This is a genomic window from Streptomyces cahuitamycinicus, assembly GCF_002891435.1.
In the GTDB taxonomy this organism is placed as follows: domain Bacteria; phylum Actinomycetota; class Actinomycetes; order Streptomycetales; family Streptomycetaceae; genus Streptomyces; species Streptomyces cahuitamycinicus.
This window is the reverse complement of record NZ_POUC01000419.1, coordinates 1-6,912: the sequence shown is the minus strand read 5'-3', so window position 1 is coordinate 6,912 and position 6,912 is coordinate 1. Positions and strand designations below refer to the sequence as shown.

The window sequence follows — 6,912 nt, the reverse complement described above, 5'->3', positions numbered from 1 at the left end:
TATAAGAGACAGGTACCGGGCGGGCCTGGGTGCTGGACCTGTTCGGCCGCTACCGGGGGACCGTCCGGCGCTCCGGCCTGCTGTGGGTCAACCCGCTGCTGCTGCGCCGCCGGGTGGACGTACGGCTGCGGCACTGGCGCAGCGAACCCGTTCCCGCGGCCGACGCGGGCGGGGTCCCGCTGCGGGTGGTCGTCCTGGTGGTGTGGCGGGTGCGGGACACCGCCCGGGCGACGCTCGGCGTCGACGACCACGAGGCGTATCTGCGCGAGTGTGTCGAGGCGGCTCTGGCCCGGGTGCCGGTGGAGATGCCGGGCGGGCCGAGGGGAGCCGGGGACGCGGTGGCCGAGACGCTGAGCCGGCTGGTGGCGACGGACGCGGCCCCGGTCGGTCTGGAGGTGTTCTCCGTGCAGCCGGTCCGTGTGGAGTACGCCCCCGAGGTCGCCGCGGCGATGCACCGCCGCCGGATCGCCGCGCTGGACGCCCAGCACCGGGCGAGCGTGCTCACCTCGGTCGTGGACTCGGTAGAGGACACGGTGACCCGGCTGACCGTGCGGGGGCTGGTCGAACTCGACGACTACGAGCGGAAGGCGCTGGTGAAGGACCTGACGGTGGCATTCTGCGCCGGCCGGGGAGAAACAGCTCCGTGATTGGTATGGACATGTTCAACCAGCGGCCATAATCTCGAACTTGGTCTAGACCTACATGCACGGCTCACTGAACCTCCCCCACGTTCTCCAGGAGCGGCAGCATGCGCACAAGGACCAAGTTGTCCGCAGCCGCGGTGGGACTGGCCACGACCGGAGCCCTCGTACTCTCCTCCGGCGGCGCCAGCGGCCACGGTTACACCGACCTCCCCATCAGCCGGCAGAAGCTCTGCCAGAACGGCACCGTGACCAACTGCGGCTCGATCCAGTGGGAGCCGCAGAGTGTCGAGGGCCCGAAGGGCTTCCCGGCCTCCGGCCCGGCCGACGGGCAGATATGCAACGCCGGCCTCGGCCACTTCGGCCAGCTCAGCGCACCGCGCACACCGTCCGGCGGAGCCTGGCCCGCCACCAGGGTGACGGGCGGGCAGACCTACACGTTCCGCTGGCAGTTCACCGCGATGCACGCCACGACCGACTTCAAGTACTACGTCACCAGGACGGGCTGGAACCAGAACCACAACCTGGCCCGGTCCGACCTCAACCTCACCCCGTTCCTCACGGTGCCGTACAACGGGCAGCGCCCGCCGTCCACGCTCTCCCACAGCGGCAGGCTGCCGTCGGGGCTGAGCGGCCGGCACGTCATCGTGGCCGTGTGGACGATCGCAGACACGGCCAACGCGTTCTACGCCTGCTCGGACGTCGCCTTCTGAACCTCAGGGCCTCTGGGGTTCCCTGGGTCTCGTCCCGTTCTTCCCCCTGACGCCCCGCCTACGACGAAGAGGGGCCCCTCGCTCCCACGAGAGGCCCCTCATCCGTGCGCCGCCAGGGACTCGAACCCCGGACCCGCTGATTAAGAGTCAGCTGCTCTAACCAACTGAGCTAGCGGCGCATGACTCTCGCCTGCCGCCGGAAGTGTGTTCCGCGGCGGGCGACGGAGAAAATACTACCCAATGTCGGGGGGTGCTCCGGACCACCCGCGCCGGATGCCCGGACCACCCGCGCCGGGTGCCCGGACGACCGCCCGCGCCGGGTGGTCCGGGCACCCGCGACCGGTCCTAGATCGCCATGGAGAGCAGCACCGGTGCCGCGTTGCGGTTGAGGGCGTCCGCGGCCTGGCGCAGGCGGTGGGCATGCTCGACCGGGAGGGACAGGGCCAGACAGCCGACGGAGGAGCCGGCCGTGATCGGGACGGCCGCGCAGACCGTGCCGACCGCGTATTCCTGCAGGTCCAGGACTGGCACGGTCGGCGGCTGGGCCTCCAGGCGGGAGAGCAGGAGCCGGTCACTGGTGATGGTGCGCGAGGTGAGGCGGGCCATCTTGTGCCGGGCGAGGTGGTCGCGGCGGCCGGCGTGGTCGAGCTGGGTGAGCAGGCTCTTGCCGATGGCGGTGGCGTGGGCCGAGGAGCGGAAGTCGACCCACTCGTTGACGGCGGGCGCGGCCGGGCTGTCGGCGTACTGGGTGATGCTGATCTCGCCGTCGACGTACCGGCTCATGTAGACGGCGGCGCCGACCGAGTCGCGCAGCCGGTCGAGGGTGCGCTGGAGCTTGTCGCGCAGGGCCTGCTCGCGGTGGTGGGCGGAGCCGAGTCGGGACAAGGTCTCGCCCGTGACGTACGCGCCGTCGGCGATCTGCTCGACGTACCCCTCGCGGCGGAGCATGCGCAGGAGCGCGGTCAGTCGCTCCGGGGCGATGCCGGTGTGGCTGGCTATCTCGGCGTCGGTGACACCGCTGGAACCGCGCGCCACCGTCTCCAGGACGCGCAGGGCTTCCTGGGTTGAGTGGTACGGGGTGGTCGGCTCGTGCTTCAGCGCCACGGTGGTCTCCCCCTGCGCTTGCTGTTGGGCCGTGATCCGGTCAGTGAACCTCTTCCAGGTTAACCGGCAATCGGCTTGCGGGGAGCGGGGGTTGACAAGATTCCCGGGGCCCCGGGCTGGGGCAATGACACTCTGGCATATGTCAGAGGCACGCCCCAGTCGGGCGCCGGCCGAGGGGTCGGGCGTTCCGCCTGTTCACCGACCGTAGTCAGAGCACTGCGCTGAGGAACTCCCTCGTCCGGTCCAGCTCCGGGTCGCTGAAGATCTTCTCCGGCGGGCCCGACTCGATGATCCGGCCCAAGTCGAACATCAGGACCTGGTCGGAGATGTCCCGGGCGAAGTTCATCTCGTGGGTCACACAGAGCATCGTGATGTCGGTGGAGCGGGCGATGTCCCTGAGGACGTCGAGGACTCCCGCGACCAGCTCGGGGTCGAGCGCGGAGGTCACCTCGTCCAGGAGCAGCACCTGCGGGCGCATCGCAAGGGCCCGCGCGATCGCCACCCGCTGCTGCTGACCGCCGGACAGCTGGGCCGGGTGCGCGTCGCACTTGTCGGCCAGGCCCACCAGGTCCAGCAGGCCCTTGGCCCGCTCCACCGCCTCGTCCTTCGACATGCCGAGGACGGTGACCGGCGCCTCGGTGATGTTCCGCAGCACCGTCATGTTCGGGAACAGGTTGAACTGCTGGAAGACCATCCCGATCTTCTTGCGGACCTCGCGGACCTGCTTGTCGGATGCCGGGAACAACTGCTGTCCGTCGACCGTGATCGTGCCCTCGTCGGGCTTGAGCAGGGTCATCAGCAGCCGCAGGATCGTGGTCTTGCCGGATCCCGACGGCCCGATCAGGGTGACGTGCTTGCCGGCGTCGACCGAGAAGTCCAGGTGGTCCAGGACCGTGTTGCTCCCGAACCGCTTGGTGACCTGATCCAGCCGGATCAGCTCGCCGGCGCTCGCGGAGGCGTCCTTCTCGGGGTTGGGGATCGTGTCAGTGGACAAGGCGTCGCTCCAGGGCTCGCAGGGCAAGGGAGGCCAGGTAGGAAATGACGATGAAGGCCACGCCGATCACCGTCAGCGGCTCGGTGAACTGGAAGTGCTCACGGGCGAAGAGCTGCGCCTCGCCCAGCATCTCCAGCACGGTGATCGCCATCAGAATCGGAGTGTCCTTCAGCATGGCGATGACGTAGTTGCCCAGTGCCGGGACGACGCGGCGGATCGCCTGCGGAAGGATCACCGCGGACCAGGTCCGGCGCAAGGGCAGGTTAAGCGCTGTGGCGGCCTCCCACTGGCCCACCGGCACGGCCTCGATTCCGGCCCGGTACACCTGCATCGTGTAGGTCGAGTAGTGCAGGCCGATGCCGACCACGCCGGTGGTAAGGGCGGAGAAGGTCAGGCCCCACTCGGGCATCACGTAGAACAGGAAGAAGAGCTGCACCAGCAGCGGGGTGTTCCGGATGAACTCGGTGATCACGCCGACGGGCCAGGTGACCCAGCGCGAGGGCGCCCGCATGAGAAGTGCCCACACCAGGCCCAGCACGAAGGAGATCACCGAGCCGATGACCAGGATCTGCAGGGTGACCAGCAGTCCGTCCCAGAAGTGCGGCATGAAGTCGGCCACCGCGCTCCAGTCCCACTTCACGAGACACCTCCCACACCGGTGGCCTCCGGCTGCCGCGTGGCTGCGACGCCGGCTCGAGGCTCCTTCCCCACCCCTGCCTTCAGCTTCTTCTCCAGGCCCCGCATGAGCCGGGTGAGCAGGAAGGCGATGACGAAGTAGATCAACAGGACGTACGTGTAGATCTCCGCGCTCTCCTGGAGCGCGAGGCGCACCAGGTTGCCGCTGAACGCCAGGTCACCCATGCCCATGAGGGACACCAGCGCGGTGCCCTTCAGCAGTTCGATCAGTAGGTTCGAGAACGGTGGGATCATCTCCGGCACCGCCTGCGGCAGAAGGATCAGCCGCATCCGCTGCCAGGGGGTGAAGCTGAGGGCGATGCCGCCCTCCCGCTGAGCCGGATCGACGGCGGCGATCGCGCCGCGCACGATCTCCGAGCCGTACGCCCCGTAGGTGAGCCCGAGCGCGAGCGTTGCCGCCCACATGGGCACGAGCTGCCAGCCGAAGCTCAGCGGCAGCACGAAGTAGATCCAGAAGATCATGATCAGCGCGGAGGTCCCGCGGAACACCGTGGTGTAAAAGCTCGCGAGGAACCTGACCGTCCGCGACTGGTGGGTGCGGGCTATGCCGACGACGAACGCGACCGCAGCGCCCAGCAGGGCGCTGAAGACGAGCAGTTGGACGGTCGTCCAGATGCCTCTGACGACGAGTTCCCAGAGTCCGGATGTCATCCGCCGCAGAGCTCCTTCGCGGTCATGTCCGTCATCTCGTTCTCGGTGAAGCCGAAGGGCTTGAGAATCCGGAGCAGTTCGCCGCTGTCCTTGAGCTTGTGCAGCTCCCGGTTGAAGGCGTCCCGCAGGCTGCTCTCGCTCGGCCGGAACGCGAAGGCGCCGCCGTCGACATGCGGTTCACCCTTGACGATCGGCTTGAACGGCTCGGTCGCCTCGGCCTTGGTGGACCTCTTCACCACTTCCCGGGTGGTTAGCGCCGTACCGGCGAAGACGTCGGCGCGCCCGGTCTCGACCGCGTTGAGACCGGCCACCTGGTCCGGCACGATGAGGATGTCGTCCTGCCGGTAGCCCGCTTCGACGGCGTAGCCGATCTCGGCATAGCCGGTGCCGGTCGCGAACTTCGCCTTCTTCTCGACGACGTCCTTGTAGTCGCGCAGGCCCATGGGGTTGCCCTTGCGCACGATGAACGAGTCGAGCATCTGGTAGTCGGGGTCGGAGAAGATGACTTGTTCGCAGCGCTCGGGGTTGATGTACATCCCGGCGGCCACGATGTCGAACTGCTGTGAGTTGAGGCCGGGGATGAGGGAGCCGAACTCGGTGGGGACGGGCTGCACCCGGTCCACTCCGAGCCGCTTGAAGATGACCTTTGCCAGCTCCGGCGCCTCGCCGGTCAGCTCGCCGTTCTTGTCGATGTACCCGAACGGGATCTCCCCGGCGATGCCGAGCCGCGCCACGCCCTGGGCGCGGAGCCGCTCCAAGAGCTCACCGCCCTCCGTTCCGGAGGCGGTGGCCACGCGTGAGCATCCGGACGCACCCAGCGCGCCGAGCGCCGCGACCCCCGCGAGCAGCGACCGGCGGGTGGGCCCTGATGTTCGATCACGCCTGACTATGGGTGGAATTCTGTCTGGTGGTGAGGCCATGGGCGCGCGGCTACCCGACCGCATCCGAGTTATGCCGGTCTTTTCAAGCCCCGCACTTACCCCGTGCGCCCTTGACCGAAGCGGCGGCGGGCACTCCCATGGAGGGCATGGCTGATCGCTACATCGAAGTCTCGCTGGTCAAGCGCGACGTGACCTGCACGGCCAGGCTGCTGGACGACCGCGCGCCGATCACCTGCGCGGCCGTCTGGGATTCCCTTCCGCTGGCCGGTGACGTCTACCACGCGAAGTACGCACGCAACGAGATCTACGCCCTTTTCCCGCCTTTCGCCCAAGCCGAGCCACCCCTGGAAAACCCGACCATCACTCCGATTCCCGGCGACCTGTGCTATTTCACCTTCGCGGGAGCGGAGTTGGGCACCAAGGCGTACGGCTACGACCGCGAGGTCCGCGCCGGGACCACGCTCGTCGACCTGGCCCTGTTCTACGAACGCAACAACCTGCTGCTGAACGGCGACGTCGGCTGGGTCCCCGGCATCGTCTGGGGCCAGGTCGTCGACGGCCTGGAGACCATGGCCGAGGCGTGCAACGACCTGTGGAGGTCGGGAGCGGCGGGGGAGTCGCTCAGCTTCCGGAGGGCGTAGGCCGGCCGGCGGAGCCCGCCCCCGCCTCGTACAGCGCGTGGGCCGCCCGCAGCACCAGATCGTCCCGGTGCCGGGCGGCCACGAGCTGCAGACCGATCGGCAGGCCGTCCGCGTCGGCGCCGACCGGCACGCTCGCCGCGGGCTGCTGCGTCATGTTGAACGGGTAGGTGAACGGGGTCCAGCCCGTCCAGCGCCGGTGGCCGGATCCTTTCGGTACCTCGGCGCCCGCCTCGAACGCCGTGAGCGGCAGGGTCGGCGTGACGAGCAGGTCGTAGGCGTCGTGGAAGCGGCCCATCCGGCGGCCCAGGTCCATCCGGACGTCCACCGCGGCCAGATAGTCCAGCGCCGAGTAGCGGGCGCCTTGTGTGCAGATCTCGCGCAGGCCGGGGTCCAGCTGCTCCCGCTGCCTCGGACCGAGATGCTGGGTCACCCGGGCCGCCCCGCTGAACCACAGGGTGTGGAAGGCCTCCACCGGGTCCGTCAGGTCCGGGTCGGTCTCCGTGACGTACGCGCCGAGCTCCGCCAGCCGCTCCACCGCCCGCCGCACCGCCCTCGCGACCGCCGGCCGCACCGCCACCTGCCCGCCCAGCG

Annotated in this window: 8 protein-coding genes, 1 tRNA gene and 1 pseudogene; 3 read left to right on the top strand and 7 right to left on the bottom strand. The window is 69.1% G+C overall.

Annotated elements, in window-relative coordinates; all coding sequences use genetic code 11:
* Positions 1-14: 14 nt before the first annotated feature.
* Together C1J00_RS35280 and C1J00_RS35275 are read left to right on the top strand one after the other, a co-directional pair.
* Positions 15-647 (top strand): annotated as a pseudogene (locus C1J00_RS35280) (SPFH domain-containing protein); the annotation flags it as partial.
* Between the two features lie 101 nt (positions 648-748).
* On the top strand, positions 749-1,354 hold the full coding sequence (locus tag C1J00_RS35275) for a lytic polysaccharide monooxygenase auxiliary activity family 9 protein (RefSeq protein WP_102913022.1): 606 nt from the start codon (positions 749-751) through the stop codon (positions 1,352-1,354).
* Between the two features lie 105 nt (positions 1,355-1,459).
* Here the strand turns inward: C1J00_RS35275 and C1J00_RS35270 are convergent.
* The 6 genes from C1J00_RS35270 to ehuB form a co-directional block, all read right to left on the bottom strand.
* Positions 1,460-1,533, bottom strand: a tRNA-Lys gene (locus C1J00_RS35270).
* A gap of 166 nt (positions 1,534-1,699) precedes the next feature.
* The gene (locus C1J00_RS35265; protein WP_102913021.1) at positions 1,700-2,458 is read right to left on the bottom strand and encodes an IclR family transcriptional regulator; all 759 of its coding nucleotides are present in this window, start codon (positions 2,456-2,458) and stop codon (positions 1,700-1,702) included.
* A gap of 208 nt (positions 2,459-2,666) precedes the next feature.
* Positions 2,667-3,452 (bottom strand): ectoine/hydroxyectoine ABC transporter ATP-binding protein EhuA, encoded by a 786-nt coding sequence (ehuA, locus tag C1J00_RS35260; RefSeq protein WP_102913020.1) that lies wholly within the window; start codon positions 3,450-3,452, stop codon positions 2,667-2,669.
* Complete coding sequence (gene ehuD, locus C1J00_RS35255; RefSeq protein ID WP_102913019.1) at positions 3,442-4,092, bottom strand: ectoine/hydroxyectoine ABC transporter permease subunit EhuD; 651 nt, start codon at positions 4,090-4,092, stop codon at positions 3,442-3,444. The genes ehuA and ehuD overlap by 11 nt, the downstream gene beginning before the upstream one ends.
* Positions 4,089-4,799 (bottom strand): ectoine/hydroxyectoine ABC transporter permease subunit EhuC, encoded by a 711-nt coding sequence (ehuC, locus tag C1J00_RS35250; protein ID WP_102913018.1) that lies wholly within the window; start codon positions 4,797-4,799, stop codon positions 4,089-4,091. Before ehuC ends, ehuD begins: the two co-directional genes overlap by 4 nt.
* Positions 4,796-5,719, bottom strand: a complete 924-nt coding sequence (gene ehuB / locus C1J00_RS35245) for an ectoine/hydroxyectoine ABC transporter substrate-binding protein EhuB (RefSeq protein ID WP_102913017.1) — start codon at positions 5,717-5,719, stop codon at positions 4,796-4,798. Before ehuB ends, ehuC begins: the two co-directional genes overlap by 4 nt.
* Positions 5,720-5,826: 107 nt before the next feature.
* Here ehuB and C1J00_RS35240 point away from each other — a divergent pair, with 107 nt between their 5' ends.
* Positions 5,827-6,321 carry a DUF3830 family protein gene (locus C1J00_RS35240; RefSeq protein WP_180989809.1) on the top strand — a complete coding sequence of 165 codons (495 nt, stop codon included), beginning with the start codon at positions 5,827-5,829 and terminating at the stop codon, positions 6,319-6,321.
* Here C1J00_RS35240 and C1J00_RS35235 read toward each other — a convergent pair.
* The coding region (locus C1J00_RS35235) for an amidase family protein (protein ID WP_245936628.1) at positions 6,302-6,912 on the bottom strand (611 nt) is incomplete at its 5' end. The two genes, C1J00_RS35240 and C1J00_RS35235, sit on opposite strands and share 20 nt — an antisense overlap.